The 25,606-nt window shown below is 44.0% G+C and carries 24 protein-coding genes and 5 pseudogenes; 21 read left to right on the forward strand and 8 right to left on the reverse strand.

Features of this window, described 5'->3' with window-relative positions; genetic code table 11:
* The first annotated feature begins 293 nt into the window (after positions 1-293).
* The 15 genes and pseudogenes from NPUN_RS15195 (at position 294) to NPUN_RS15265 (ending at position 14,186) form a co-directional block, all read left to right on the forward strand.
* On the forward strand, positions 294-764 hold the full coding sequence (locus tag NPUN_RS15195; RefSeq protein ID WP_012409491.1) for an Hsp20/alpha crystallin family protein: 471 nt from the start codon (positions 294-296) through the stop codon (positions 762-764).
* A gap of 45 nt (positions 765-809) precedes the next feature.
* Entirely contained in the window at positions 810-1,352 is a 543-nt protein-coding gene (locus NPUN_RS15200; protein ID WP_012409492.1) for a DsbA family protein, read from the forward strand.
* Positions 1,353-1,609: 257 nt separating this feature from the next.
* On the forward strand, positions 1,610-3,499 hold the full coding sequence (dnaK, locus tag NPUN_RS15205; protein WP_012409493.1) for a molecular chaperone DnaK: 1,890 nt from the start codon (positions 1,610-1,612) through the stop codon (positions 3,497-3,499).
* A gap of 185 nt (positions 3,500-3,684) precedes the next feature.
* Positions 3,685-4,458 carry a ChaB family protein gene (locus tag NPUN_RS15210; protein ID WP_012409494.1) on the forward strand — a complete coding sequence of 258 codons (774 nt, stop codon included), beginning with the start codon at positions 3,685-3,687 and terminating at the stop codon, positions 4,456-4,458.
* 38 nt (positions 4,459-4,496) lie between these two features.
* The gene (locus tag NPUN_RS15215; RefSeq protein ID WP_419788429.1) at positions 4,497-4,703 is read left to right on the forward strand and encodes a hypothetical protein; all 207 of its coding nucleotides are present in this window, start codon (positions 4,497-4,499) and stop codon (positions 4,701-4,703) included.
* 158 nt (positions 4,704-4,861) lie between these two features.
* A complete protein-coding gene (locus tag NPUN_RS15220; RefSeq protein WP_012409496.1) occupies positions 4,862-5,719 on the forward strand; it encodes a YfdX family protein in 858 nt (285 codons plus the stop codon).
* A 243-nt stretch (positions 5,720-5,962) separates the two neighbouring features.
* Complete coding sequence (locus tag NPUN_RS15225; protein WP_012409497.1) at positions 5,963-6,937, forward strand: YfdX family protein; 975 nt, start codon at positions 5,963-5,965, stop codon at positions 6,935-6,937.
* 123 nt (positions 6,938-7,060) lie between these two features.
* Entirely contained in the window at positions 7,061-8,068 is a 1,008-nt protein-coding gene (locus NPUN_RS15230; protein WP_012409498.1) for a DnaJ C-terminal domain-containing protein, read from the forward strand.
* Entirely contained in the window at positions 8,065-8,382 is a 318-nt protein-coding gene (locus tag NPUN_RS15235) for a chaperone modulator CbpM (protein ID WP_012409499.1), read from the forward strand. The genes NPUN_RS15230 and NPUN_RS15235 overlap by 4 nt, the downstream gene beginning before the upstream one ends.
* 44 nt (positions 8,383-8,426) lie before the next feature.
* Positions 8,427-11,069, forward strand: coding sequence for an ATP-dependent chaperone ClpB (clpB, locus tag NPUN_RS15240; RefSeq protein WP_012409500.1), 2,643 nt, complete (start codon positions 8,427-8,429; stop codon positions 11,067-11,069).
* A 105-nt stretch (positions 11,070-11,174) separates the two neighbouring features.
* The gene (locus NPUN_RS15245) at positions 11,175-11,735 is read left to right on the forward strand and encodes an HdeD family acid-resistance protein (protein ID WP_041566162.1); all 561 of its coding nucleotides are present in this window, start codon (positions 11,175-11,177) and stop codon (positions 11,733-11,735) included.
* A 193-nt stretch (positions 11,736-11,928) separates the two neighbouring features.
* Positions 11,929-12,483 (forward strand): general stress protein, encoded by a 555-nt coding sequence (locus NPUN_RS15250; RefSeq protein ID WP_012409502.1) that lies wholly within the window; start codon positions 11,929-11,931, stop codon positions 12,481-12,483.
* Positions 12,484-12,675: 192 nt separating this feature from the next.
* Positions 12,676-12,939, forward strand: a pseudogene (locus NPUN_RS15255) (transposase); the annotation flags it as partial.
* A gap of 235 nt (positions 12,940-13,174) precedes the next feature.
* Positions 13,175-13,885, forward strand: a pseudogene (locus NPUN_RS15260) (2Fe-2S iron-sulfur cluster-binding protein).
* Positions 13,872-14,186: an FAD binding domain-containing protein gene (locus NPUN_RS15265; RefSeq protein ID WP_041565429.1), complete on the forward strand. Its 315-nt coding sequence runs from the start codon at positions 13,872-13,874 to the stop codon at positions 14,184-14,186. Before NPUN_RS15260 ends, NPUN_RS15265 begins: the two are co-directional and overlap by 14 nt.
* Positions 14,187-14,310: 124 nt before the next feature.
* Here NPUN_RS15265 and NPUN_RS15270 read toward each other — a convergent pair whose 3' ends face one another.
* On the reverse strand, positions 14,311-15,039 hold the full coding sequence (locus tag NPUN_RS15270) for a transposase (RefSeq protein ID WP_052304604.1): 729 nt from the start codon (positions 15,037-15,039) through the stop codon (positions 14,311-14,313).
* Positions 15,040-15,268: 229 nt separating this feature from the next.
* Between NPUN_RS15270 and NPUN_RS15275 the strand changes: the two are divergent.
* Both NPUN_RS15275 and NPUN_RS15280 read left to right on the forward strand, forming a co-directional pair.
* Positions 15,269-15,499: pseudogene (locus NPUN_RS15275) on the forward strand (transposase domain-containing protein); the annotation flags it as partial.
* Positions 15,500-15,857: 358 nt separating this feature from the next.
* A pseudogene (locus NPUN_RS15280) lies at positions 15,858-17,188 on the forward strand (IS701 family transposase).
* A gap of 49 nt (positions 17,189-17,237) precedes the next feature.
* Here NPUN_RS15280 and NPUN_RS15285 read toward each other — a convergent pair.
* From NPUN_RS15285 to NPUN_RS41865, 7 genes and pseudogenes are all read right to left on the reverse strand, one after another.
* Positions 17,238-17,815, reverse strand: a pseudogene (locus tag NPUN_RS15285) (radical SAM protein); the annotation flags it as partial.
* Positions 17,816-17,892: 77 nt separating this feature from the next.
* Entirely contained in the window at positions 17,893-18,162 is a 270-nt protein-coding gene (locus NPUN_RS15290) for a Nif11-like leader peptide family natural product precursor (protein ID WP_012409503.1), read from the reverse strand.
* Positions 18,163-18,333: 171 nt separating this feature from the next.
* Positions 18,334-19,185: a cyclic nucleotide-binding domain-containing protein gene (locus NPUN_RS15295; RefSeq protein WP_336884952.1), complete on the reverse strand. Its 852-nt coding sequence runs from the start codon at positions 19,183-19,185 to the stop codon at positions 18,334-18,336.
* Positions 19,166-20,303 (reverse strand): ISKra4-like element ISNpu15 family transposase gene (locus NPUN_RS15300; protein WP_419788431.1). Its coding sequence is split into 2 segments (ribosomal slippage): positions 19,166-20,149 and positions 20,151-20,303, totalling 1,137 coding nucleotides; the frame shifts between segments, so codons are not numbered across the junction. The genes NPUN_RS15295 and NPUN_RS15300 overlap by 20 nt, the downstream gene beginning before the upstream one ends.
* Positions 20,304-20,394: 91 nt before the next feature.
* Positions 20,395-21,027 carry a sensor histidine kinase gene (locus tag NPUN_RS15305; RefSeq protein WP_041565430.1) on the reverse strand — a complete coding sequence of 211 codons (633 nt, stop codon included), beginning with the start codon at positions 21,025-21,027 and terminating at the stop codon, positions 20,395-20,397.
* A complete protein-coding gene (locus NPUN_RS15310; protein WP_052304606.1) occupies positions 20,973-21,680 on the reverse strand; it encodes a PAS domain S-box protein in 708 nt (235 codons plus the stop codon). Before NPUN_RS15310 ends, NPUN_RS15305 begins: the two co-directional genes overlap by 55 nt.
* Positions 21,681-22,144: 464 nt before the next feature.
* The gene (locus tag NPUN_RS41865) at positions 22,145-22,303 is read right to left on the reverse strand and encodes a hypothetical protein (RefSeq protein WP_167315629.1); all 159 of its coding nucleotides are present in this window, start codon (positions 22,301-22,303) and stop codon (positions 22,145-22,147) included.
* 201 nt (positions 22,304-22,504) lie between these two features.
* Between NPUN_RS41865 and NPUN_RS40070 the strand changes: the two genes are divergently transcribed.
* From NPUN_RS40070 to NPUN_RS15320, 4 genes are all read left to right on the forward strand, one after another.
* Entirely contained in the window at positions 22,505-23,599 is a 1,095-nt protein-coding gene (locus tag NPUN_RS40070; protein ID WP_012409504.1) for a filamentous hemagglutinin N-terminal domain-containing protein, read from the forward strand.
* Positions 23,596-24,666 carry an S-layer family protein gene (locus tag NPUN_RS40075; protein ID WP_012409505.1) on the forward strand — a complete coding sequence of 357 codons (1,071 nt, stop codon included), beginning with the start codon at positions 23,596-23,598 and terminating at the stop codon, positions 24,664-24,666. Before NPUN_RS40070 ends, NPUN_RS40075 begins: the two co-directional genes overlap by 4 nt.
* Before the next feature lie 116 nt (positions 24,667-24,782).
* Positions 24,783-25,055 (forward strand): hypothetical protein, encoded by a 273-nt coding sequence (locus tag NPUN_RS40775; protein WP_148220321.1) that lies wholly within the window; start codon positions 24,783-24,785, stop codon positions 25,053-25,055.
* A 226-nt stretch (positions 25,056-25,281) separates the two neighbouring features.
* The gene (locus tag NPUN_RS15320) at positions 25,282-25,479 is read left to right on the forward strand and encodes an NblA/ycf18 family protein (RefSeq protein WP_012409506.1); all 198 of its coding nucleotides are present in this window, start codon (positions 25,282-25,284) and stop codon (positions 25,477-25,479) included.
* The last annotated feature ends 127 nt before the right edge of the window (positions 25,480-25,606 follow it).

A 25,606-nucleotide genomic window follows, 5' to 3' on the forward strand; every position in this document is an offset into this window, starting at 1 on the left:
CCAAGACTTGAACTTCCTCACCAAGTGGAGCAACTTCGGAGGGTTTCCCCCGTTGAGCGAACTGGCGTAACTGAGAAAGGTTAAAGGGAAGTTATTTGTTTTTCCCCTTACAATTTTGCCTTGTCCCAATCCCCAATCATCATAATTTCCTCAGAAAGCCCTTAGATTTCTTCTCTATAGTGTCAATAGAGTTCAGCACTGGAAGATAGTAACGCTGTTTCAGCAACTGACAAAACCCAGTCTAATGCAGAATTCTAAACACTCAAGTATAGATCATCAGGAGACTTAAAATTATGGCACTCGTTCGTTGGGAACCTTTCCGAGAAGTTGAAAGTTTGCAGCGGCAGTTAAACCGCTTGTTTGATGAGATAGCACCGACAGGTCGTAGAGAAGAGGAAGGCATTGCCTTTATTCCCTCCGCAGAGATTCAAGAAACCCCCGATGCGGTTCATCTCAAGGTAGAAATTCCCGGTGTAGACCCCAAAGACCTAGATGTGCAGGTATCGCCAGAGGCAGTGTCTATTTCTGGTGAGCGGAAATCAGAAATCAAAACGGAAGAAAGAGGCATCACCCGCACCGAATTCCGCTATGGCAGGTTTCAGCGCGTAATTCCGTTGCCTAGCCGTGTCCAGCATGACAAAGTAGAAGCAGAATACAAAGATGGCATTCTCAAGCTGAGGCTGCCCAAGGCTGAAGAAGATAGAAATAAGGTTGTGAAAGTAAACTTAGGTGACGGGCACAGGGGCAACGGGCAAGGGCAGTGACGCAATGATTCCCAAAGCACTCCCTTAAGAGCAGGAGGTGACAATATGATAACAACAGCAACGGGCGAACTTAGCCTCCCAGTTAGCGATCGCGACCATATCCGAGGGCCAAAAAACGCACCCGTCACCCTCGTGGAATACAGCGACTATGAGTGTCCCTATTGCGGTCGTGCCCATTTCATCGTCAAAGAACTCCAGCAGTTGACCGGGGATCTCATGCGCTTTGTCTACCGCCACTTCCCGTTAACTAGCGTGCATCCCCACGCCGAGCAGGCAGCAGAAGCAGCAGAGGCAGCTGGGGCGCAAGGTAAGTTCTGGGAGATGCACAACCATCTCTTAGAACATCAACAGGCGCTCGATCGCAAACATCTAATAGAATATGCCGCTAACCTCGGTCTTGATGTGCCTCGGTTTAGTCACGAACTCGCCGAGCACGCCCACGTAGCCAGGATACGCGAAGACTTACTCAGCGGAATCCAGAGCGGGGTCAACGGCACGCCGACTTTTTTCATCAACGGTGTGCGCCACGATGGCTCTTACGACCTCCGCTCATTGTTAGCCGCGATTCAAAACGCAGCCGAATCCTGAGTGCTAAGGAGCCAGAGGGCAGAAGGTTCAAGGATAGATTCTTCCCTCTGCCAAAAGGTCACAAGCCCACGCCAGTTTGCTCAAGTCGGGAAACCCTTACTTTCAGAAGCCGTTGTTAAATCCCCTAAATTTATTTATGGGGATTCCCCTTCTGCCCTCTGCCTCCTACCCTCTGCCTTCTTAATACCATTTATTCAACTTGTCCTGAATCCAGACTCTCAATTTCTTATCCCAATCTTTGAAGGAGGTTGCTAACGATGGCAAAAATCGTTGGTATTGATTTAGGAACTACCAACTCCTGTATAGCTGTAATGGAGGGCGGACAACCCGTCGTCATTCCGAACACAGAAGGCGGTCGCACAACTCCGTCTGTGGTTGCCTACACCAAGAAGGGCGAAAAACTTGTCGGGCAAATTGCCAAGCGCCAGGGTGTAATGAACCCAGAAAACACTTTTTATTCTGTGAAGCGGTTCATCGGGCGCAGGTATGATGAAGTTACGCAAGAGGCAAAACAAGTTACTTACAAAGTGGTACGTGACAGTAATGGCAATGTCAAGCTACACTGTCCCGCTCTGAACAAGGAATTTTCACCCGAAGAAATCTCGGCTGAGGTAGTCCGCAAGCTGATAGATGATGCCAGCACATATCTGGGGGAACCGGTGAGGCAAGCGGTAATTACCACCCCTGCCTATTTCAATGACTCTCAAAGGCAGGCGACCAAAGATGCCGGTAGAATTGCTGGGATTGAAGTTCTGCGAATTATCAACGAGCCAACGGCGGCTGCCCTCGCCTACGGACTTGACAAGAAAACTAACGAAACCATCCTAGTCTTTGACTTAGGTGGTGGGACGTTTGACGTGTCTATCCTAGAAGTGGGTGATGGTGTGTTTGAAGTGAAAGCTACCAGTGGCGACACCCACTTGGGCGGTGATGACTTTGATAAGAGAATCGTAGACTGGCTAGCAACCGAATTCCAGCGCAACGAAGGCATCGATCTGCGTAAAGACAAACAAGCCCTGCAACGCCTCACCGAAGCAGCAGAAAAAGCCAAAATTGAACTTTCAAGCGCAACACAAACGAACATTAACTTACCTTTTATTACCGCAACCCCGGAAGGCCCGAAACATCTAGATATGACCTTAACGCGGGTACAGTTCGAGCAAATGTGCGCCGACTTGTTCGATCGCAGCCGCATTCCTGTCGAACAAGCCCTGCGCGATGCTAAACTGAGTCCCGCAGATATTGACGAAGTAATCCTAGTGGGTGGTGCAACTCGAATGCCGGCTGTCCAGCAACTGGTACGGCAGATAATAGGCAAAGATCCACACCAGGGTGTCAACCCGGATGAAGTCGTAGCAGTGGGTGCAGCGATTCAGGCGGGTGTGCTTGGGGGTGAGGTAAAAGACGTACTGCTCCTAGATGTCACGCCGTTGTCGCTGGGTGTTGAAACTCTAGGTGGTGTGACGACCAAGATTATTCCGCGCAATACCACTGTCCCAGTGAAGAAATCTGAGGTGTTCTCAACGGCGGCTGACGCACAAACAAACGTAGAAATCCATGTTCTGCAAGGTGAACGCGAAATGGCATCCGACAACAAGAGCCTGGGAACCTTCCGACTAGATGGGATTCCTCCAGCTCCCAGAGGTATGCCACAGATCGAAGTTACCTTTGACATTGATGCTAACGGGATTCTGTCAGCAACTGCCAGAGAAAAAGCCACAGGTAAAGAACAGTCCATTAGCATCACAGGTGCGTCCACCCTCGACAAATCTGAAGTCGAGCGGATGGTGAAAGAAGCCGAGCGCAATGCGGAAGAAGACCGTAGGCGGCGCGAACAAATTGATACCAAAAACATGGCAGATTCTGTTGCCTATCAAGCCGAGAAACAACTTCAGGATTTGGGCGACAAAGTGCCACCAGCAGACAAGTCCCGCGTGGAAAGCTTAATTCGAGACTTGCGTCAGGCAATTGAGCAGAACAACATTGATCGCATGAAGTCCCTCACCAACGAAATTCAACAAGGCCTAATGCAAATCGGCACTGCGGTCTACTCACAAGCAGGTGCATCTCCAAACGGTGGTACTTCTACAGACCGTCAAGGCGGCGGTGAAGATGTCATCGATGCAGACTTTGTGGAACAAAAGTAACAAGACGCAGCGAGCAGTCCGTTGCTCTGGTTCTCAGAGTTAAAGGAACTGCTTTAGCGAGCCTGCGCGCGTCACCCTCTGGGTAACACAGTGAAATTCTCAAATACTCTCTTCCTATCCCCGCGTCCTTAAATCTGCGCCACATTTCGTGATGTTATCTAGTTTTTTAATTTGGAGTAATTTTTATGACTTCTACATCTGAAAAAACCGCCCTCAAAAGTGTCTCTGCTATCATCAAAGATGAGAAGAAGATGCAAGAAGTGGTTGAGCGTCTAATCGATCGCGGTATTCCCAAAGATCACATTTCGATTATTGGTCGCAATTTCCACGCCGAAACTCGCATCTCCGGATTTGTGACTAAAGAAGATGTGATCTTGGATGGACTCGCCACCGGAGCGATTTTTGGATCGCTGTTTGGTTCTCTGTTGGCTTTACTTACGGGTGTGGGTGTGTTGTTCATTCCCTTTTTGGGAACCGTAGTAGCAGCAGGCCCTTTGGGAGCAGCATTATTAGGAGCGGCAGGTGGTGCTTTATATGGTTCCTTGGGAGCAGGTATTGGATCTGCCTTAATCGCAATGGGTATGCCGGAGGACAAAGCTGCTATTTACGAAACACGCCTGAAAGCAGGTGAGTTTTTACTGGTCGCGGAAGTGCCACAAGAACAAGCAGACGAAGTTGTCTCACTGTTAGAAAGTGCGGGTGCGGAAGAAGTCGCTATCACTGACATGAAGATTCCCCGTCAACCAAAAGGTGAACTGGCAGATAATGAGCAGATTTCACCAGAAATTAGAGCAAATCTGTCGGACGACGCGCAAAAAACTTTTGTTGATACCTACAATCGGTCGTTCAGAGAAGCCAATGGAAAAGATAATGCCTTGACTAAGGCTTGGGATCGGGTGAAACAGGTGTTCGATCGCGACGAAAAAGGCACTTATTCCAGGTCTAAAGTCAGATCGTAAATTTCCAGAGTTGCGATCCAGAGCAAACGCTGAGGTTGTTGAAAGACGCTCGCACTCAACTTAAGTTGGCTCAAGAACTGGGCTACGCCAGAAGTAATCCTGAGTATGCAGAACTTGAGCAGGCAATCAAAAATCTGGAGCGGCAAGTTAAGGCAAGTGAGAAAACCACAGACGCATTTGCCAAGCTTCAGGAAAGATTCTCTAGTTTCTTCAATAAGGTATCCGCAGCCATCAATCCAGCTTAATGAAGGTAGAAGGCAGGTGGTCACTGAGCGTAGCCGAAGTGAGGCAGAAGGCAGGAGTTAGTTATTCTTACCCTTTCCCCGTCTCTAGTCTCCCTCATCTCCCTTGTCCCATACTTCAATCGAGGCGCAAAACAAGTTAACAAATCAGGAGAATAATTATGAACGCCCAAACATCGAATCCACAAGATAATCGCGATCAGCAAGAAGATGCTCGTAATCAGCAAGAGATTGACAACGAGAGACAAAAGGCAACAGATGAAGCTCAAAGATGCGTAGATCAAGAAGCAGTTTCCGCGCTCAAAGAAACTCGAAATGCAATTAATGCCATTGACCAGGGAAATACTCAAGAAGCACTTCAAGCTTTAGAACGAGCAACAGGAAAACTTGAAATTCTAGTAGCACGATACCCTGAACTGGGTTTTGTTCCTGTGTCGGCTCAAGTAAATATAATCGATCTTGCTCCTGACGATTCTAATGAGATTGAGCAAATTCGTAATCAAATTAAGAGTACTGTGAATGAGGATGATTTTCGTACTGCTCGTCAACTGTTGAACAGCCTGGTGAGCGAGATTCGCACAACAATCTTTAATCTGCCACTAGCGACATATCCTGATGCTATGAAGGAAGCAGCCCGGTTGTTGAACGAAGGTAAAACCGATGAAGCCAAAACGGTGCTGCAACTTGCCCTCTCAACCCTAGTGGTGACAGAAGTTGCTCGACCCCTACCGCTGCTTAGAGCCGATATTGACATAATGAGTGCAGTTGCTATAGCAGACAGCGATCGCGAAGGAACGCTGAGGTTGCTGGAAGATGCTCGCAACCATCTCAGGTTGACTCAACAACTGGGCTATGCCAAAGGCGATCCTGAGTATGCAGAACTTGAGCAGGCAATCCAAGATATCGAGCGGCAAGTTAGGGCAAACGAGAGAACCGCAGACCCATTGAGTCGGCTCCTGGAAAAATTCTCTAGTTTCTTCAAACGTATATCCGGAACCGCCCCCGCCCAACCAGCTTGATGAAGGTGAAGGTACAAGGCAGGTGGTCACTGAGCGTAGCCGTTGGCGTAGCCTCTCGTACAGAAGTGAGGCAGGAGGCGAGAAGAGAATAGGGAGATAGGGAGAATCAAGAGTAATTTTAGTCTTTTCTGCTCTGCCCCTCCGCCCCCCTGCTCCCTCTGCTTCCCCTGCTCTTCTTGCCCCTCCGCCCCCTACCTTCTTCAATCCAGGTGCAAAACAAGTTAATAAACCAGGAGAACGATCGTGAACCAATATCACAGATTCTTTAGAAGGCTGCAAGTCCTGTTCGTGGGTATTCTTTTTTCCTCGCTTTTATTCATCGCTCCCGTTCATGCAGTTGGCTCTGCTGCGGTATCTCCTGAAAGATTGAATCAGCTTGATACTAGTCTTCAGCAGGAGATTGAAAAGGAGAGGCAACAGGCAACAGCTGAGGCTGAAAGTAAACTGGATCGAGAAGCGATCGCCGCAATTGAAGAAACTAAAAAAGCGATCGCTGCCATTGAGCGGGGAAAGACTCAAGAAGCAATTGCTGCCCTAGAACGAGCAACTGGAAAAATTGACATTCTAGTAGCACAATACCCTAAACTAGCTCTAATTCCGGTGGCGGCTCAGGTAGCGATAATCGATTTTGCCCCTCAGGATTTTAATTTGGTTGAGCGAATTCGCAATCAAGTGAAGGGTGTTGCAATTGCAGAAGATTTTCCGGCGGCTCGCGAACTGTTGAACAACCTGATAAGCGAGATTCGCACAGCAATCGTCAATCTGCCATTAGAGAGATATCCAGATGCTACCAAGCAGGCAGCTCGGTTGTTGAACGAAGGCAAAATTGATGAAGCCAAAGGCGTGCTGCAACTTGCGCTCTCAACTTTAGTGGTGACAGAACAAGCTCGACCCCTGCCGCTAGTCAAAGCCCATACCGATCTAGTGACTGCGGTTACTTTAGCAGAGAAGGATCGCGACGCAGCACAGAGGTTGCTAGAAGATGCTCGTGCCCAACTCAAGTTAGCTCAAGAACTAGGATATGCCAGAGGCGATCGCGAGTATGCAGCATTTGACAAAGCAATTAAAAATCTAGAGCGGCAAGTTAAGGCACGTGAGAACACAGCAGGCGCATTTGCCAAGCTTCAAGAACAATTTTCTAGTTTCTTCAACCGAGTATCCGAAGTCGTCAAACCAGGTGATTCCTCAAATAGGGCAGAAGCCAGGAGACGCGATTAATCGCGTCTGTACAAGAATTAGAAGTAGAGACGCGATTCATCGCGTCTGTATAAGAGTGAGGAGTTTTATCTCCCCCTGCCCCTCTGCCCACCCGTCCCATCGCGTTAATTTCAAGAGGTGCTGATGGTTGCAGCAACCGATTTCAAAGATTATTACGAAATTCTGGGTGTCAGTAAGAACGCCACTCCGGAGGATATCAAAAAAGCCTACCGGAAATTGGCACGGAAATATCACCCGGACTTAAATCCTAACGATAAGCAAGCCGAAGCGCGGTTCAAAGAAATTAACGAAGCTAATGAAGTGCTGTCCGACCCAGCAAAACGCCAGAAGTATGACCAGTATGGTCAGTACTGGCAACAGGCTGCGGCGGGTGCACCTCCACCCAGAGGGGCGGGTACACAAGGCTATGACTTTAGCCAGTATAGCAACTTTAATGATTTCATTGATGAATTGCTGGGAGGGTTAGGTCGCAGTGGCGGTCGTACAAGGCAGCGCGGAGCTAATTATCGCACTACAAGAAGACCAGAAGGATTCCGGGACTACGTAGATTTTGGGTATGGAGAAGACCCCTCCAGCCGCTTCACTGATATTCCCGCACAGGATACGGAAGCGGCGATCGCTCTCACTTTTTCTGAAGCATTTCATGGTACACAGAAGCGCCTACAAATTGATGGGGAAACCATCACTGTTCGTATTCCGCCGGGTGTGAAACCGGGAAGCCGCATTCGGGTAAAAGGCAAAGGACAGATGAGTCCTTTTAACCAGCAACGCGGCGATCTTTATCTGTCGATTGAATTATTGCCTCATCCTTTCTTCAAATTTGAGGGCGACAATCTTGCCTGTGAAGTACCTGTCAGCCCAGAAGAAGCAGTGCTTGGCGCACAAATAGATGTTCCTACGCCCGATGGCAAGGTAACGATGAAGATTCCGGCTGGTGTGGATTCCGGCCAAGCACTGCGGCTACGTGGCAAGGGCTGGCGCGATCCAAAAGGCAATCGTACCGCTTTGATTGTGCGGTTAAAAATTGTAACACCCAAAGATTTGAGTCCCCAAGAAAGAGAGTGCTATGAAAAATTGCGACAAGTTAGCAGTTTTAATCCCCGTCAAGGCTTAGAAGAGGTGCGGTTATGATTTCTAACCTGAGCTTGTCTAGTGTGGTTTGGTCAGAAGCAGGCGATCGCCTTTATAGTTTCGAACAAGTCGCTTACCTCACCCAAACCTCGGTTTTATTACTAGAACGATTTGCCCGCCTGGGACTAATTGAACCTGTAGGAATCATGCTGCGCCGACAGGATATGTTTCGCGTTGTGCAGATTCAAAGGTTGCACCGCGATCTGAACTTGAATTGGGTCGGAGCAGCAATGGTGCTAGATATGGTAACTGAAATTGACCAACTCAAGGCGCAACTGCGTGCCTACCGTGCTGAATTACAAATTCGTAATTAAGAGCGTTAACAAAATAATTTATTTCTCAGCTAAGGGGCACGATTATGCAACCAACAAATCCCGAGCAATTTACCGAAAAAGCCTGGGAAGCCCTTGTTCGTACTCCCGAAATTGCCAAACAGTTTCAGCATCAGCAGATTGAGAGCGAACATTTGATGCTAGCGCTACTGGAACAGGAAGGACTCGCCAGTTCTATTTTCAACAAAGCCGGGGTAAATGTTCAAAAACTACACGAGCGCACTATCGACTTCATCAACCGTCAGCCCAAAGTATCGGGGGCTAGCAGTGGTTCGGTATACATCGGACACAGTTTAGAGAGGCTGCTCGATCGCGCCGAACAATACCGCAAAGAGTTTGGTGATGAATATATTTCTATTGAACATTTAATACTTGCCTTTGCCAAAGACGATCGCTTTGGTAAAGGGTTGTTTCAAGAATTTGGACTGGATGAAAAAAAACTCCGCAACATCATTCAACAGATTCGAGGGAGTCAAAAAGTGACAGATCAAAACCCGGAAGTTAAATATGAAGCGCTAGAAAAATACGGGCGCGATTTAACCCAATTGGCACATGAGGGCATACTCGACCCAGTGATTGGACGAGATGAAGAAATTCGCCGCACGATTCAAATCCTTTCTCGTCGGACTAAAAATAACCCCGTGCTGATTGGTGAACCCGGTGTCGGTAAAACGGCAATTGTAGAAGGATTAGCGCAGCGCATTGTCAGTGGTGATGTCCCGGAATCATTGCGCGTTGGCATAGCCGGCCGTAGGCATCGCAAACTAATAGCTTTAGACATGGGTGCGTTAATTGCCGGAGCCAAATACCGGGGAGAATTTGAAGAACGCCTGAAAGCTGTCTTAAAAGAAATCCAAGAAGCACAGGGACAAATCGTCTTGTTCATTGACGAAATTCACACTGTAGTTGGTGCGGGTGCAACGCAAGGATCGATGGATGCTAGCAACTTGCTCAAGCCGATGCTCGCTCGCGGCGAACTGCGCTGTATTGGTGCCACCACGCTAGATGAATACCGCAAGTACATTGAAAAAGATGCGGCTTTGGAACGTCGTTTTCAGCAGGTATATGTCGATCAGCCCAGTGTGGAAGATACCATCTCAATTCTGCGCGGTTTGAAAGAGCGCTACGAGTTACACCACGGCGTGAAGATTTCTGATAGTGCGTTAGTTGCGGCAGCTACTCTGTCTGCGAGATATATTAGCGATCGCTTCCTACCCGACAAAGCTATTGATTTGGTGGATGAAGCTGCGGCTAAACTAAAAATGGAAATTACTTCCAAACCAGAAGAATTAGACGAAATCGATCGCAAAATTCTGCAACTGGAAATGGAGCGGCTGTCACTGCAAAAAGAAACAGACAGTGCTTCCAGAGAGCGTTTAGAACGGCTGGAGAGAGAACTTGCAGAGTTAAAAGAACGCCAAGATGCCCTCAATGCTCAATGGCAAGCAGAGAAGCAAATCATCGATCGCATTCGCCAAATTAGACAAGAGATTGAGCGTGTCAATGTAGAAATTCAGCAAGCCGAACGCGATTACGACCTCAACCGGGCAGCAGAATTGAAATACAGCAAACTCACTGAGCTGCAACGACAACTAAAAGAAGCCGAAGCGCGACTAGCCCAAATCCAGACTAGCGGTAAATCTCTGTTGCGCGAAGAAGTCACCGAAGCTGACATTGCCGAAATTATCTCCAAGTGGACGGGTATTCCGGTGAGCAGACTGGTTGAATCGGAAATGCAAAAACTCTTGCATCTGGAAGAAGAGCTACATAAACGTGTGATTGGTCAGGACGAAGCTGTAAGAGCTGTTGCCGATGCAATTCAACGTTCCCGTGCTGGGTTGGCAGACCCGAATCGTCCCATTGCTAGCTTTATTTTCTTAGGCCCGACCGGGGTGGGAAAAACAGAACTGGCAAAAGCTTTAGCGGAATATCTGTTTGATACCGAAGATGCACTGGTGCGGATCGATATGTCCGAATACATGGAGAAACACGCTGTTGCCCGTCTCATCGGTGCGCCTCCAGGTTACGTGGGCTATGAAGAAGGCGGACAACTCACCGAAGCGATTCGCCGCCGACCTTATTCTGTAATTCTGTTTGACGAAATTGAGAAAGCTCATCCTGATGTATTCAACGTCCTGCTGCAAATCCTGGATGATGGTCGCCTAACTGATTCTCAGGGACGCACAGTAGATTTTAAAAATACGATCGCGATTATGACCAGCAATATTGGTTCAATATACATTTTGGATGTGGCAGGAGACGATAGCAAGTACGAACAAATGCGCGATCGCGTCATGGAAGCAGTGCGAGAAAGTTTCCGCCCCGAATTCCTCAACCGCATTGATGAAATCATTATTTTCCACAGCTTGCGGAAGGACGAGTTGCGCGAAATTGTCAAACTACAAGTGCAGCGTTTAGAGGAGCGACTGCGCGAGCGTAAACTCTCGCTCAAAATCTCCGACCAGGCTCTCGATTGGATTGTTCAGGTCGGTTATGACCCAGTTTACGGTGCTCGTCCCCTGAAGCGGGCGATTCAGCGAGAACTAGAAACTCCGATTGCCAAAGCGATTCTACGCGGCGAGTTCCACGAAGGTGACACAATCTACGTCCATGTGGAACACGAACGACTGGTGTTGAAGCGCTTATCACCTGAACTGGTCAATGCTTAGAGGGGGCAGAGGAGCACAAGGGAGAGATAACTCTTGTACAGACAAGGGTTAATCGTGTCTCTCTTTCAAGATTTAACAACATATCAAAACATTTTTGGAAAAGCTATGACTTCTGAAGATTTTAGAGAAACCAGAACAAATTCAGCATTGCCAATTGTCTTAGGTGTTTTGATGATTCTGCTGGGAATTGCAGCGATCGCAGAACCATTTATTGCCACTATTGCCATCACAATCGTATTCTCCTGGACTTTAATTATTGCTGGCATCGTCCGAATTGTTCATGCATTTCAATCACGTCACAAACGAGGCTTCTGGACAACACTAGTAGTTGGTATTCTATACGTAATTGGTGGGATTTTGTTGATTAGCAACATCTTTGGTGCTGCACTCTCTCTCACCTTAGCTTTTGGATTTATCATTTTTATTGAGGGTGTATTGGAGGTGATTGCAGCATTTGAAATGCGTCGAGATCCAAACTGGGGTTGGGTACTATTTAGCGGAATCATGGCTATTATTCTAGGGATTTTTATTCTCTATCAATGGCCTGTCAGCGCAGTTTGGGTATTGGGAGTATTTGTAGGGATTAATTTTTTGTTGACGGGTGTTTGGATGATCATGCTTTCATTAGCTTCTCGTAGTCTTCCTGACCATAGGGCAAGAGTTTAAAGCAGTTATCAGTTATCAGTTATCAAAGTTTGAGTTGGGGTCTAAATCTCCAACTCAAACGTAGCACGCAATAGTGGTGAGGAACTTTGACTCCCAACTGAAAAAAAGTTTACTGTTAACTATTTACTAATTTGTTGAAATAACTTTCGGTTTTATTGGTGAGCTAGTGCTGCCTCACTGAAATAAGGATAATATGATTACAACAGATAACAAGCACGCTGTTGGAGTATTTACTAACCGTAAAGCAGCGGAGCAATCAGTTAATGAATTGAAAGCCTCAAGCTTTCCAATGGAAAAAGTTGCGATTTTTGCAAAATTTGCAGATCGCATAAATCCTATTGGCGAAGTATCAGTCAGTTCGCGTATCAACAATCAAAGTGTAGATACAACTGGAGCAGTTGGTGACGCTTTAACTACAAGTTTTTGGGGAAGCGTATTAGTTGGTCTTAGCAGTTTGGTACTTCCTGGCGGTATTGGAGTAATAATTGCAGTCGGTTCGGTTGGAACAGCATTCATTATCAGTGTAGCGGGTGTTGCAGTTAGTACTATAGCTACAAATCATTTAGTAAAGGTGCTAGCTAGTTTAGGTATTCCTGAAGACCGAGCTAGACGTTATTGCGATCGCATCCAGTGCTGTGAATATTTACTAGTACTAAAAGGCAAAGATGAGGAGATTCAAAATGCTGAAGTCATTTTGAAGAAGCATGATATTAACTATTGGGGTATCTATGAGCTACCACAGGTTTAAATAAGCCTTCTTGGGTGGCCGCCGAGATACGGATACCGTTGGCGAAATATTGCTTAACAAAAAAACGGTGGATTTACCGTGTATTACTTGGAGAAGATAGATATTCCTTTCCGTGTGTTACACGGGAGAAAAAAATTAAGTTAGCTGCCTCAGTAATCAATAAATTAGAAGGAATACCTGTGGAGGCAGTATATGTGCTTACATCCCGAAGAAATTCCTCCTATTCCTGATGAAACGGTACGTGTAGCCAAAGCCGCATTCCCCAAAGGTAATTTATATATGCGACTGCGTGATGAACTTGGAGTCTTTTATAAGGATGAAGATTTCGCATCACTGTATCCACAACGGGGTCAGCCAGCGCAAGCACCTTGGCGGTTGGCGATGATACTGGTGATGCAATATCTAGAGAATTTATCTGATAGACAAGCAACTCTTGCAGTGCAAGGGCGGATTGAGCGAAGGTGCTTCTGCGCCTTCGGTGGGTGCAGACCGTGAGAAGAGTCGGCGCGAAAAACAAACACTTGTCCAGGGCTTGTTCGAGAATGTTGCAAGGAGAATCATGGACGACAATCAAGAACGACAAGACTTCGATCTAACCGAAAGCGATGAGCAACTCACCGTGGACGAAAAAACACTACTTGACGAACTCAGTATTGTCGGTGCTGCTCGCCGAAAATTCTTGGGGCAAAACATGGCTGCGGCACTCGGCACCTTCGCCTTCCACTTGCTGGCTAAAGAGGAGGTCTTTGCCACGCTCGCCGCTTCGCCCGACGCAGTGTTCGCTTCGACCGCTGGGGTGGAAAACGCCGTTAAGATCCTGTTGAAAATCAACGGCTCTACTCAACGCCTGGAAGTGGATTCGCGCACGGTGCTGCTCGATGCTCTACGCGAAAGACTTGGATTGACCGGCACCAAAAAAGGGTGCGATCAAGGACAGTGCGGTGCTTGTACAGTGATCGTTGACGGACGCCGCGTGCTTTCGTGTCTGACACTTGCCGCGAGCTGCGAGGGAAAAGAGGTGACGACCATCGAAGGGCTGGCTGACGGCGACAATCTTCATCCGATGCAGGCGGCGTTCATCAAACACGACGGCTTCCAGTGCGGCTACTGCACGCCGGGGCAGATATGTTCGGCAGTGGCGCTTTTGCAGTAAGCCAAAAACGGCGACGCGAGTCACGTCACTAACAATTTGCGGATGAGTCCCCAGAATTTAGAAATCTCTGATGAAGAAATCAGAGAACGCATGAGCGGCAACATTTGCCGTTGCGGCGCTTATCCGGGAATCGTTGCGGCAATCAAAGAAGTTCATGCCGGACGCGAAACAGCCCAAGCCTGGCATTTTGCAAGCGATGAAGAAATTGCCATTGCATTCAATGAGGGCAAAGCCGATGAAATCGCTTAAATATTCTAGCGCAACCGACGCGGCAAACGCCATTCGCACTGTTTCCGCTAATGAAACGGCACAGTTTCTCGCAGGCGGGACAAATTTGATTGATTTGATGAAAGAATATGTCGAGCGCCCCAGCGAACTTGTTGACATCTCACGTTTGAATCTAGCGCAAATTAGCTCGACCTCGAACGGAATTTTTATCGGCGCGCTAGCCAAAAATACTGATACGGCTAACCATGCGCTCGTCCGGCAAAATTACCCGCTTTCAAGAAACCGTATTTGCTTCGGGCTGAGGAACAAGCTCAAAACCTAAAGCTAGAGCCTTTTTTTGGAGGCTATTGATAACCCGTTCTTGGTAACGTTGCTCATAATAATCCATGCCAATATCTTGATAGTTATCTCCAGATGTCCAAAGTCGATAGAAAATTCGTGCCAGCTTATGAGCAGTAGCAGTGATATCTTTGGGCGTACCAAGGCGAGAACGTAAGCGACGATAAAAAGCACGACTCGGCAGAATTGCTCTTGCCAGCTGTTTGTGCCGCCATCCGGAAAGCATTGGCAGCAGAGTTAACCACCAAGCGAGTTTGAGAACTTTTCACTTTACCCCCAGTGATGCGATTGCAAGGGCAAAGACCAAGCCAGGAAGTAAAGTTTTTAACAGTTGGGAATCGGGTAGGATCTAAACCAAGCTCAGAAATAAGGGTTTGTACGGTAAGGATACCAAGACCATCAATGGCAGTAAAATCCACGCCACTAATTCGGTAAAGATGGGTACGTAAATCAAAAGCGGGTTCATTGCCTTGAGGTTTATTGCGGGGGTGCTTTGGTTGCGGAAGCGGAGATTCATCGAGATTAACTTTGTCACTAAATTGAGCCAAGCACTCCTGTATTTGGCGATCGCAAGCGGCTATCTGAGCTTGATAGACATCATAAAGTTGTAGTTCCTGTTGAAGTACAAAAATATGCTCATTGCGATAATCACCATTTAAAGCAGCAGCAATTTCTGTTTCAGAGCGTTTAGTACGGTGATGTCTTTTCGCTGCCAAAATTTGTGGGTCTGTTTCTCCAGCAACAATTGCTCGAATAATTGCCATCCCAGTAGTACCAGTGATATCGCTAACCACCTTATGCAGTTGCACGTTCATCTGGGTTAAAGCTTTTTGCATCCGTTGAATATGAACACAAGCACTTTTGATAAGACTATCCCGGTGGCGGATATAACTCAATACGGTTCAGTTAAGCCTAAAAGTTGTGTAAATTAAGGATTGTAATCAAGACTAGAAAGAAACTGTAGTGGATCTCAAAGACTTCTCGCTGGTGTCTCCAATTATACTTAGCAGTGATTTGCTAAAAGCGATAGAGACAGCCATACCTGCAACTGCTATTGAGCAAGCGATAAGCCTACGGCAGGCTTCGCTTACCGCTACCAGTAAGGCCAATGAAGAAAGAAATCGTTCTTTGCCAGCACATTTGGTAGTTGGACTGGTGATAGCAATGAGCTTGTGGTCGAGAGATTCGATGCGAGATGTACTCAAAAACTTAGTTGATGGTCTTTCTGTGGCATGGATAAAAGTTGGGAAATATTGGCGAGTACCCTGTAAATCAGCAATTACTCAAGCTCGGCAACCCTAGCTGTCTAATTGGTATGTAAAGCAGGTAAGCTGAAAAAGAATCTACCAGCAGCAAAAGAAGCGTGATAGTAAAGAAGCCACGTCATCACCCACAACGAAGTTTTCCTGATGCCCAACGTATAATTGTGGAATGTGAGTTAAATAAATGTATCCATTGTGACAATAATTTAGTTAACCGCAGAGCCTGGCACATGCGTAAAACCGTTCAAACCATGAGTTTAGCAGTGTTTGTAGCAGGTAAAAGCAAAGAATGTAAGAATCGGCTCCGTACGCACTTTACCCCTCTTCTGTCACTTTCCGAGTATTCTTAATAAAAGGATTAAAAGAAAAAACTCTGGAAGGTAAGCAGGGCAATGGATGTAGAATTACAGATCCTAAAACATTTGGCAAGAGATGCCCACCCAACAGTTGCAATCGTAGATGGATATTGTGCAGAGTATAAAGACTTATTCAAAGAAGTAAGAAATTATGAGTGTTTCAAATATTTACATTTAGGAATAATTTCACCAATAAAAAGAAAATCATTACCAGAAATAGCTAAGGTTGTGAGTATCAACTCAGCGAGCGTCATTACATCATTTTATAGCTAATTCAAATTGGTCAATAAATGAATTAAAGCTCCGAAGATTAAATCAAATCAAGAGAGCATTAAATGGAAATGCCATTACCGTAGTAATAGATGAAACAGGAGATAGAAAAAAAGGTAAAAAGACCGATTATGTAGCAAGACAATATCTAGGGAGTGTAGGAAAAATAGATAATGGAATAGTTACAGTCAATGCCTATGGAGTTTATTGTAAAATAACATTTCCATTAAGTATAAAAATATTTAAACCTAAAGGAACGCTAAAAGAATCAGATAAATACAAAACGAAAATAGAGTTAGCATCAGAAATTATTACAGAATTAATTGAATCAGGCTTTAATATTGAATTGGTGCTGGCTGATAGTTTATATGGCGAAAGTAGCCAATTCATTCAAAAATTAACTGAATATAAATTAGCTTATGTTGTAGCGATTTCGTTGTAATCATGCGGTCTGGCTGCCAGCCAGTCAGAGGGTTAGGGCTAATAAGTGGTGTAAATTTGAGAGAACATTTAGTAATGAAAAATCAGAGACTAGGTATATTAGAGAAATAATTTATGGCAAAAAAAGAGCCACAACTTACTGGGAAATAACTACCGACCCAGAAACCATGCCTGAAAATTCTACCTCCTTTGTAATGACGAATCTTCAAGGAAATTTGAAGAAGACTTTAGGGGACTTATATGGATTAAGAACCTGGGTTGAATATGGGTTTAGACAGTGTAAACAGGAACTAGGCTGGACAGATTACCGTTTCACTAATTTCCTACATATTGAGAGATGGTGGGAGATTATTTTTAGTGTTTATACAATGATTAGTTTAAATTCTCCAGTCTTCTTAGGCTTCAATCAATCTCGTCAACTTGAGACTGACGCACAAGAAAATAGTGATGTTGATTTTTCTAATCATCCACAATGGAATCATGAATCTGGATGGAAGAATACTTTAAATAATTTGCGTCTTATTATCCAACCACTTTTACTATTTTGGTTAATTTATCCCTGGTTAGGTATTTTCCCAAATTCAGATTTGTTACTGGGATTCAATCATTTAATTGCCGCAATGAATCAATTTAAACCCTGTTTTGCTTCTGGATGATTTAGCTTCTTTACTAATTGGTTATTCCGGAGAGTGACAGAAGAGGGGTATCTGCATTGTCTGCGGCATTTCCCATCGGCACAGTCAGTTGAATTTGCCATGCTCGCGCACCTGCATCGCGGATATGCTCGTAGATGCGAGGGAATTCAGGAGCAGACAGACGGTTGATTTGGGTATTGCAACCGAAGGGGATGCCGACTTCTTTGAGGTAGCTCATGGTTCTGAGTCCAGATTTCCAAGAGCCTTTTTTCCTCGGAGGCGATCGTGAGTTGTTTCCATCCCATCTGTAGAAACAGAAACTTTAGCAATTCCCGCTTCTTTTATCCGGTGTGCCATCTCCAGCGAGATGCCGTATCCCCCGGTAGTCATACCACAGAGCATACCAGTCTGGGTAATGGCTTTTGCAATCACAAGCCAGTCTGGACGTAAAAAAGCTTCTCCTCCAATGAGAGTTACTTCTTTAATACCAACATAGGCTAACTGCTGAACAAGATTAAGAGCTTCTTCAGTAGAAAGTTCTTTATCTCGTGCTTGTCCCGCCCGCGAACCACAGTGACTACAAGCAAGGTTGCATTTCAGAGTGATTTCCCAAACGGCATAACTGGTTCGATGGTGCTTGTCAGACACTGTTTTGCCTAGCGTTTTAGCATTGGGTTCGGAAGTCAAAAGCTCTTATGGATTTATTAACTAGACGAAAGCCATTGTTAATAAAGCTCGGTTGGTAAACCGTACATAGCAATTGATGCTCTTCCACCAGCGATCGCCTCAAGTTGAGCTTCATTGAGTTCCCCACCAATTGAGGTTGTCTCTGAAATTTCAGCGCTAGCAGCTTCCCATTCTCTTTGAGTAAAATAATATCCTGCTGCTTGTAAGAAAGTTCCACGTTCTTCTATTGGAGAGCTTTCAACTTGAGTGCAGAAATCTTCATCTGTTGTCACTCTCTGATAAAAAGCTTTTGCGCTTTCAATAGACATATAATTTCCACTTATTAATACCTAAAAGATTAGGAAAAACAAGGTACAACTATAATGCACAATTTTTAGTTAAGACTATGTTTTTTTTCGTTTTGGTTTGTGCCATTATGAATTCACTGTAGTTTATGTAAAATAGGATATTTGTTCAGCAACCATTTCATATAGAGGAATTTAACTTACTTTTAACCGTCCTACCATCCACTCAAACCTTTTTGCCGCGAGCCCCACACAGTCTAAAAGGTTATCATTTAATTCATCCTCGTATTCTACATCTTTCGATAACGTTAAACCTTTACTATAAACCCGCCTACCATAACCAAGCTGACTCAGCATTCCTTGCAATCTTTGAGAAAGCAAAGTTGCAATAACTTGATAAAAACGAGATGCAAATCCTATATCTTGCTGTAACTTTGCTGCTAATTGCTGTCGTTCAATTGACAAAATAATTGAATCTTCAATAGCTTTAACCGTTGCTAAAGGCAGCCGCCCATCAATGAAGGGTGTTTCGCCGATGATTTCGCCTTTGCACAATCTTGCTATTTCTCTACCAGAAAGTTCAGTACCTTCTATAGCAGCAAAAGCACGAGCTAAGGGGTTACGCTCATTATCATCAATAGACAAAGACATTGCTCCATCTAAAAGAATATACAGCCCATCCACAAGCCCTCTTTCACGGATTAGTACGGTGTTAGTAAGAATTTTTTTAATTTTACCACAAGTCGTCATCCAATCGATGTCACTATCATGTAATCCTCCTAAAACAAATAGGACATCTCTCAAAGGTTGGCTTTGTGCTAAATTGCTACGTCCCTGTTGATTGATAGCGCTTTGAATTCTATCGGAAAATATAATTGCGATTGCACGATAAAAACGTGAAGCAAAACAATATCTTGCTGCAATTTTACTGATAATTTCTGTTGTGAAATCGACATTACTAAAGATTTTTCTACAGCTTTTACAGTTGTAGCTGTCAGACGATTCCCTACTAATGGAAACTCTCCTATTACCTCGCCACTGGATAATCTGACAATCTCTCGACTGAAGACTTCATGGGAGCATCCCAGTTTTTATTTAGTGAGCAAAGATTAATCCATTGAGATAAGCTCTGGCGTTGAGCTAAGACTTGAGGAACGTTATCAGATTTCCATTGTGCGCCAGAAATTTTGGTTCGACGGTCAATCTGTTTGACAGTAGACTCAATAGCACCAGAACCAATGGAACAGATTTGTTCTGCTTGATAATATTGGTAATTGACAATCCGGTGTCGATGTTTCTCAAGATAAGTACAGAAATTAAAAGCTTGTTTTAGCTGACAGTCAGCAAAGACAGCGATAGCATCATCAACTTTTCCTTGCCAGAGAAGGATTTTAGCCTGATTGAGCCGTTGATTAGAACCGCCAATCTTGTGTAGGTTTTCCATCAGATGAAACCAATCAAGTACTTCCCGACGCTGGTGTTCGGGAGCAAAATCGCGGACAATATTCCAAATACCGTCATGGCCATCGCCAAGACAGGTCAAGATAGGAGCAATTGATTGGCTTTTGACCCAATCAATTACAAGACTATTTTCTTGAAATGAGGCAGCAATAGCTTGTTTTTCATGTAAGCAGGTAGCTTTATAACCCTTCCAATCACAGACTTGTCCCTTGATTGTACGAATGCGTATATTTCCTCCATCCACACTCAATTCTTCCACAGTTGATTCTACTTGCGGTAATTCAAAATTTTGACGATGCACTAATCGTTGCTGCACACTTTTTGATACTTCTACACCAGTTAAATATTCAATATCTTCTGCCGCACGTTGATACGATACCGACGCGCTGATTCGTAAGCAACAAGCTTCTAAATATGGACTCAATTGATTATGGGGTCTAATTTCTAGCTTTTGTGCTTGAGAGTTTGTAATTGGCAGTTCTCCAATAATACTTTTTATTTTTCGTTTGTATCCTCTGCTTTCTCCTGTGGCATTTTCGATAAAAAAACCCTACTTCTGGCATTACATGCTTCCGCATTTGAGAGCGTACTACTTCTTCTATTTTTGCCAAACTTGTGAGTTGCTCACCCGTAGTACTTTTGTACAGTATCTTTGCTATTGCACGAGAATATTCTTTTATCTGTTGTTCTTCTTCAGGAGTCATTGATACACCTAGTCTTGATGACTTTATTATCCCTTCCTGATATCCCCTTACTTCCTGACTTCCGTTTTCTGTAACAATCCTTCCCTGTTATTTATTTGTTTTGGAATAATAAAAACTGGGATGCACCCTTTGTATACAAGCTCATTTCTGCCAAAACCTCCCGGCAAAACAAATTTAAATCAATCGGTTTTAGTTCGTACTGTAGTTTTCCAGCTTCTACACTTTCGATAATAAGAACTTCATCCGTGAATTGGTTTATCTGCTCAACTGCTGTTTGAAGATTCTGCAAACACTGTAATTTCTTTTCCTCACTCCAATGGTGACTATGACGTTTCAATAAGCTAGTTGAATATGAAATAATATTTAAAGGGTTACGAAATTCATGGAAAATCATAGAGGTGAAGTACGCTCTATCTTCAGCAAGTTGTTTTTCTTGCTGTATAATTCGGCGATTCTCTTCTTTTGCTTGTTGGGATTCAGTAATGTCCCGAAAGCTCCATACTGTGCCAATAATTTCTTCAGCGAGTCGCAGAGGTTTACTGTATTGCTCGAAAAACCTCCCATCTTTCAATTCTAAAATATCACAGCTTACAAAATCTATTTGGCTATCAAATTGGTTGACATTTCTGCAAAATCTTTCTGGATTTTTAACCTGGTTCTTATAAAAAGTCAGATATTGATTATGATTGGATAAAGTAATAATAGAATCTTGAATATGCCACATCTGGGAAAATTTTGATTAGAGCTAATAATATCTCCATTATATCTGATAGCAATAACCCCATCAGCAATAGATTCTAGAGTTGCTTGAAGTAACGAAAGAGAATTCTCCAGTTTTACTTTTTCCGCCTCGCACTCTGCCCTCTTGTGAAATAATTGCTGATTGACGTACCTTGATTCACTTAGAAACTTTTCTTCTTTACATTCTAATACTTGATTAGATTTATCTAAGCTGAATAAAGCTTGTTTGCGTTTGCTGATATCTCGGATCAGGATACAAACATACTCTTTAGCTTCATATTCCATATATGTAGCAGAGATTTCCACAGAAAAATATTGTCCTTTTAAAGTTTTATATAGAGATTCAAAATATAAGAAACCTTGTTGTTTGATACTATTCCAATAATTTGGCCAAACTTCTAGCGGAAAGTCTAGTATTATATTATGTATAGTCCTAGAGACTAATTCTTCATAAGGATACCCTACCAAACTACAAGCTGCATAATTAACGTATATAATCTGTGCATTTGACGTTATCCAGAAAACTGCATCTGTTAAACGTTCCATTAAAAATCTGTTAAATAGCAACTCTTCTTCTAATGGCAACATAGCGAATTTAGATGTTTGTAGCTCAGAAAAACTATTTTTGAGAATCATAAATTTTGAGCGTAGTAATTTATAACGAACGTGAGTTAGACTAGGCAAGATAGGAATTATACATATAGAACTCCGATTTTATTTTTTAAAATCTCCTGAGACTGAAAAGCCCGTTTATCAAGATTCCATCTGAAATATTGCTCATAAATCAAACATGAGTTTTATATATTTAAAGTATTACGTGTATAGTATCTATCGAAATTCTTAATGCCTTGTTCACACAGAATCAAATAGGCATTTTCTGATGAGATCAGCTAACCTCTTATAGAACCCATTTGACAATCTCTTCGCTTTCAACAGAACAGGGAGCTGCAATTAGTGCTACAGGATGGCTTTGACCAAACAAAGATAATAGTTTCGGAGAGTGTAGACACTTTTTCGCTGCTGAGTTCACCATTGCAAAAAACCGAAATTCCATAATTACTTAGCCTAAAAAGCAAGAAACTAATTAACAATCAGTAGTTTTACTGTTGCCGATGCGTTACACAATATCTGACATATTCATGCCACACATCGACCTTTTCTGCTTGTTTACGTGCAGTTTTCACGCCTGGAGAATGCAAGAATGCGATCGCCTGATTGCAGAAAACTGCATAATTAGCGAATATTCTCTTGCCTATCATCCAAAGATGCAGTTCTATTAGATACTCAAATAATCTATATGAAAGCCCATCCTATGAGGAAAAACTACAAACTACATAAGTGTTTGCAGTATATTTTTGAACTTCCGCTTTATAAAGTATTAGTTTTTATGTATTGTTAGTAGATAGCAACTATCTTGATTATGGTTTACTATACCCAAGTGCTGCGAGTGGAGATATACAATGTCCAGTTTGAGTGGATGGGTTGCTTTGTTTGGTATTGCCATAGTTAGCGTTAGTACTTTCTCTTGGAACTGTGCTAATGCTCAAATTACTTCAGATGGTACTCTACCGACTAACTCTAGTATTCAAAAAGAAAGCAACACTTTTAATATCAGAGGAGGAACTCAATCTGGAGGTAATTTATTTCACAGCTTTGGGGAGTTTTCTGTTCCTACTGGCAATACTGCAATATTTAATAATGCTGCGGATATTCAGAACATTATTAGTCGGGTCACGGGAAATTCAATATCTAATATTAATGGATTAATTACTGCTAATAGCACAGCTAACCTATTTCTAATTAATCCAAATGGTATTGTTTTTGGTCAAAATGCGCGTTTGGATATTGGCGGTTCGTTTTTAGCAAGTACGGCAAGCAGTTTGAAGTTTGCAGATGGCTTTGAATTTAGCGCTATAAATCCTCAGTCTGTACCTTTGCTGAGTATTAATGTGCCAGTAGGTTTGCAGTATGGGGCAAATCCGGGAAATATCCTTAATCAATCCCAAGCCTTCGATAGTAGTGGTGAAATCGTTGGTTTTCAAGTTAAGCCAGAGAAAACCCTGGCACTGGTGGGGGGTGATGTTGTGATAGAAGGGGGGTTTCTTGTTGCCCCATCAGGACGGATTGAGTTAGGGAGTGTTGCTGGTAACAGTTTCGTAAGCCTGAAACCAAATGATACTGGCTATACTCTAGGTTATAAGGGCATTGAGAACTTTAAAGATATTCATCTAACGCAAGAAGCTTTTGTAGCTACTGATGGAGACAGTGGCGGTAGTATTCAGGTGCAGGGTGCCAATGTAATACTTGCAGACGGGTCGCAAATTTCAGCAGTTACTTTAGGTGAAGGCACAGGAAAAGGTTTGACGGTGAATGCCACTCAGAGTCTGCAACTGATTGGTACTTCTGCTGACGGTCTATATTCCAGTGGCTTATTTTCTTCAACTTATGGCACAGGGGCAAATGGAAACTTAACAATTAACACTCGTGATTTGCTTATTCGAGATGGGGCAGTAGTTAGAGCAGGGACTTTTGCGGCAGGAAAGGGGGGGACTTGACGGTCACAGCCGACTCTGTGCAACTGATTGGTACTTCTACTGACGGTCTATATCCCAGCGCCTTATTCACTTCATCTGATAATGGCACCACCGGAGATGCCGGGAACTTAACGATTGACACTCGTGATTTGCTTATTCGGGATGGAGCACAAGTTAGTGCTGGCACTTCTGGTGAAGGAAAAGGGGGAAATTTGTCTCTCACTGCTGACTTTGTGGAACTGATTGGTATCTCTGCCAACGGTCGGGCTTCTAGCGGCTTGTTTGCCAGCGCTGTAGGAACAGGAAAAGCGGGAGACTTATTAATTACTACACAGCAGTTGCTTATCTCTAATGGAGCAGTGGCTACAGTCAGCAGCCGTGGAGAAGGTACGACGGCAGGTAACATTGTTATTAGTGCTAACTCTGTGCGCTTAGACAACGGTCAGATTACGGCACAAACTCTCTCTGGCAATGGTGGTAATCTCAACTTCAACATTGCTGACTTATTGATGCGTCATGGCAGCAAAATTTCGACCACCGCAGGTACAGCGCAATCAGGTGGCAACGGTGGTAACATGAAGATCGATTCAAGATATATCATTGCTATCCCCGAAGAAAACAGCGACATCACAGCTAACGCTTTCACAGGAACCGGTGGAAAGGTCGAAATCAATTCTCAAGGTATCTTTGGTATCGAATCGCGGACAAAACCAACCGAAAAAAGTGATATTACCGCCAGTTCAGAACTTGGGGTTTCAGGTGTAATCAATATTAAAGCACCCGATACAAGTTCCATTCAAAATAGCTTCACCGAATTACCCCCAGTTATTGATACCAACGCACTCATCGCCAATAGTTGCATTTCACGCGGTACTAAACGGCAAGAAAACTCTTTTACAATTACAGGTTCCGGTGCTTTGACCCCCAATCGTCCTGGGGTTTTGGTTTCTAACTACACAACTGGTGAGGTGAGAGGCGTGGAAACTACATCCCGTCCCTGGAAAAAAGGCGATCCGATTATCGAACCGACTGGTCTATATCGCCTGAATAATGGGCAGTTGCTATTGAGTCGAGAATGTTCTAACTAATGTGAGTTTAAGTTTTTCCTTCTCTATCAGTGATAGGTTAAGGCTATGGTATCTGTGACAAAATAGTTTACCACCACCCACGCCGATTGCATCACCAATCCTTGAGGTGCAGCAAGATGGGGCAAGCATTGCACGGCAAAAAGGAAGAGCATTTTTTACACCCAAAAAGTAAATTGGTTTATTGCGATCGCAATAATTTAGCCCATCCATTGAGTCTACAGTGGCGCATCTGTCACGAGTTGAGCAATGTCATATTCATATTCTCAAACTCCAACACCACGCCGCGACGCTCACCACTCTTGCCCAAAGTATTGCCCATTTCCTCCAACAGCGATGGCGCTGTTTCGCCCGCCGTAGGCGATCGATCGCCAGCCGCAAGCAGAGGCTAAAAATGCTTTTAAAAACCTCAAAGTAAGAAACTTTAGAACTTAGGTTTTTACTTGGGTTGCCACAATGGAGTGATATCAAGGTTTCCAGCAGTAGATACGGCAATTAAACCTACGTCGGTATGGTTTACACCCCTTCAATTTTTGTAAATGTATCGTAACATTTATTTATATAAAGCAATATTTGCTTAACTTAGCAAACCAAATAAAAGAGTAAGTAATAAAAGCGATGAATCAACCCATTGAATTATCTTTAGAACAAGAATTTAGCCTTAGAACTTTCTCCGATCAAGTGCAGCAGATGTCCCGTGAACAAGCTCAAGAGTTCTTGCTGATGCTGTATAAGCAGATGATAGTTAGAGAAGCGACTTACCAAGAATTGCTCAAACATCAGTGGGAAGTTGATTCAGATTCAATCTTGGGCTAAAACAAACTTGCTCCCGTCACTTTAAACGACTCAGAAGATAACGAACACACAAATGTCTTTTTCAAGGGCAAGGCAATAGAATTGTATACTAGGCTTTTCAGTGTTATCAACAATTGAGCAAAACTTT

Source organism: Nostoc punctiforme PCC 73102 (assembly GCF_000020025.1).
GTDB classification, from domain to species: domain Bacteria; phylum Cyanobacteriota; class Cyanobacteriia; order Cyanobacteriales; family Nostocaceae; genus Nostoc; species Nostoc punctiforme.

Excerpts from the sequence above, each read along its gene's own strand:
- NPUN_RS15245 (WP_041566162.1), top strand. The coding sequence starts at position 11,175 with ATGACTTCTGAAGATTTTAGAGAAACCAGAACAAATTCAGCATTGCCA.
- NPUN_RS15200 (WP_012409492.1), top strand. The coding sequence starts at position 810 with ATGATAACAACAGCAACGGGCGAACTTAGCCTCCCAGTTAGCGATCGC.
- clpB (WP_012409500.1), top strand. The coding sequence starts at position 8,427 with ATGCAACCAACAAATCCCGAGCAATTTACCGAAAAAGCCTGGGAAGCC.
- NPUN_RS15270 (WP_052304604.1), bottom strand. The coding sequence starts at position 15,039 with ATGCAAAAAGCTTTAACCCAGATGAACGTGCAACTGCATAAGGTGGTT.
- dnaK (WP_012409493.1), top strand. The coding sequence starts at position 1,610 with ATGGCAAAAATCGTTGGTATTGATTTAGGAACTACCAACTCCTGTATA.
- NPUN_RS15290 (WP_012409503.1), bottom strand. The coding sequence starts at position 18,162 with ATGTCTATTGAAAGCGCAAAAGCTTTTTATCAGAGAGTGACAACAGAT.
- NPUN_RS15235 (WP_012409499.1), top strand. The coding sequence starts at position 8,065 with ATGATTTCTAACCTGAGCTTGTCTAGTGTGGTTTGGTCAGAAGCAGGC.
- NPUN_RS15265 (WP_041565429.1), top strand. The coding sequence starts at position 13,872 with ATGAAATCGCTTAAATATTCTAGCGCAACCGACGCGGCAAACGCCATT.
- NPUN_RS15195 (WP_012409491.1), top strand. The coding sequence starts at position 294 with ATGGCACTCGTTCGTTGGGAACCTTTCCGAGAAGTTGAAAGTTTGCAG.
- NPUN_RS41865 (WP_167315629.1), bottom strand. The coding sequence starts at position 22,303 with ATGATAGGCAAGAGAATATTCGCTAATTATGCAGTTTTCTGCAATCAG.
- NPUN_RS15250 (WP_012409502.1), top strand. The coding sequence starts at position 11,929 with ATGATTACAACAGATAACAAGCACGCTGTTGGAGTATTTACTAACCGT.
- NPUN_RS15230 (WP_012409498.1), top strand. The coding sequence starts at position 7,061 with ATGGTTGCAGCAACCGATTTCAAAGATTATTACGAAATTCTGGGTGTC.
- NPUN_RS40070 (WP_012409504.1), top strand. The coding sequence starts at position 22,505 with ATGTCCAGTTTGAGTGGATGGGTTGCTTTGTTTGGTATTGCCATAGTT.
- NPUN_RS15220 (WP_012409496.1), top strand. The coding sequence starts at position 4,862 with ATGAACGCCCAAACATCGAATCCACAAGATAATCGCGATCAGCAAGAA.
- NPUN_RS15210 (WP_012409494.1), top strand. The coding sequence starts at position 3,685 with ATGACTTCTACATCTGAAAAAACCGCCCTCAAAAGTGTCTCTGCTATC.
- NPUN_RS15320 (WP_012409506.1), top strand. The coding sequence starts at position 25,282 with ATGAATCAACCCATTGAATTATCTTTAGAACAAGAATTTAGCCTTAGA.
- NPUN_RS15305 (WP_041565430.1), bottom strand. The coding sequence starts at position 21,027 with ATGTGGCATATTCAAGATTCTATTATTACTTTATCCAATCATAATCAA.
- NPUN_RS15310 (WP_052304606.1), bottom strand. The coding sequence starts at position 21,680 with ATGATTCTCAAAAATAGTTTTTCTGAGCTACAAACATCTAAATTCGCT.
- NPUN_RS40775 (WP_148220321.1), top strand. The coding sequence starts at position 24,783 with ATGGGGCAAGCATTGCACGGCAAAAAGGAAGAGCATTTTTTACACCCA.